The organism is Actinomycetospora sp. (genome assembly GCF_055612215.1).
On sequence record NZ_JBVPVA010000201.1, the window covers coordinates 1 to 1,442 of the forward strand.

Annotated in this window: 3 protein-coding genes; all 3 read right to left on the minus strand. The window is 71.3% G+C overall.

Going from position 1 to position 1,442, the window contains the following annotated elements:
- Nucleotides 1–25: 25 nt before the first annotated feature.
- Complete coding sequence (locus tag AC0CYZ_RS05515) at nucleotides 26–637, minus strand: maleylpyruvate isomerase family mycothiol-dependent enzyme (protein WP_472213130.1); 612 nt, start codon at nucleotides 635–637, stop codon at nucleotides 26–28.
- Nucleotides 638–645: 8 nt separating this feature from the next.
- The gene (locus AC0CYZ_RS05520; RefSeq protein ID WP_472213126.1) at nucleotides 646–1,134 is read right to left on the minus strand and encodes an SRPBCC family protein; all 489 of its coding nucleotides are present in this window, start codon (nucleotides 1,132–1,134) and stop codon (nucleotides 646–648) included.
- The coding region (locus tag AC0CYZ_RS05525) for an ArsR/SmtB family transcription factor (RefSeq protein WP_472213128.1) at nucleotides 1,131–1,442 on the minus strand (312 nt) is incomplete at its 5' end. The genes AC0CYZ_RS05520 and AC0CYZ_RS05525, both read right to left, overlap by 4 nt.

Genomic DNA, 1,442 nt, shown 5'->3' on the forward strand with positions numbered 1-1,442 from the left:
CGTGCACGTGGCCGGAGAGTCTCGTTCACCCGAGGCGCTCGGCCAGGGTGACCGTGCCGGGTCCGGTGAGCTCGTCGAGGGCGTCTCGGCGGCCGGCCATGGCCATGAGCAGGGGCTCGGCGGGGCCTTCGACGGCCGGCCCCGTGCCGGAGGTCCAGTCGAGGTCGGTCGCGACCAGCTGCAGACCGCGAACGCGGCGGGACGCCTTGACGGGGGGTGCTGTCCGGGCGAAGGGGAGTGCTTCGGCCAGGCGCTCGGCGGGGACCTCGCGTGGCAGCCCGAGCGAGCGCCGGATGTCCTGGTGGTGGATCAGTCCGTCGCAGAGGCCGATCCGTCCGCCGAAGCCGGCGGTGAGGCCGGCAGGTCGGAGGTGCTTCTCGAGTTCGGTCAGGAGCTCGTCGGTGCTCAGTGCGGCGTAGCGCTGGACGCCGACCTCGCTGACCTGATCGGGCACGAACCACCCCTGGGCGAAGCGCCCCACGAGGCCGAGCGGGCCGAGGTCGTCGTAGCTGATGATGTGGGCGACGACGTCGCGGACCCGCCACTTCGTGCAGAGAGTTGGTCCGTTCCACTGCTCGGGCGTGAGTCCGGCGAGGAGGCCGGCCAGGTCGGTGCGCTCGTCCTGGGCGAGGCGCATCGGGTCGGTCACGGCTGCGCCGTCTCGGTGGCCACCAGTCCGGAGTACGCCTGCAGCAGCGCGACCCATCCGCCGCCGCCGTGCTCGATGGCACCGTGGACGTTCTCGCCGCCGACGAGGCGCTCGAAGTGGCGCTGCTCGACCTCGATGGTGGTCTGGTCGGGCCCGTCGGCGTGGAAGCGCACGTCGATTTCGCTGGCGTGGTCGGGGTCGGGGTCGAACTGCCAGTCACCGCCGATCTGCCAGGTGAACACGACCCGCTCGGGCGGGTCCCAGGTCAAGACGCGCCCCCAGTCGCACTCGCTGCCGTCGACGCCGCGTTCGAACCAGCGTCCGCCCACGTGGGGTTCCAGGACGACGTCGGCGACGTCCGCGGCGCCGATGTGGTACTGACGCGGCCACCACGATCCGATCGAGGCGGTGAACAGTTCGAAAGCGCGGTCACGGTTGACGTTGACGGTGGTCTTGCCCTCGATCGACGGGATCGGCGTGGTCATGGCTGCTCCTGGTCGGGGTGCTCGGTGGGGACGATGTCGTCGGCGGCGGTCTGCTCGGCGTACTTGTGAAAGTTCGCCAGGGCGTGCTCCCAGACGCCGTCGAGCCAGGCCCGCACCGCGGACACCCCGTGGGGGTTGAGGCTGTAGATCCGGCGGTTGCCGTCGGCACGGGAGATCACGAGGCCGCCGTCCTTGAGCACCTTGAGGTGCTGGGACACCGCGGGCCGTGTGATCGGCAGCAGCTCGGCGATCTCACCGACCGCGCTGGGACGCCGCGCGAGCAGCTCGAAGATGGCGCGTCGGTTCGG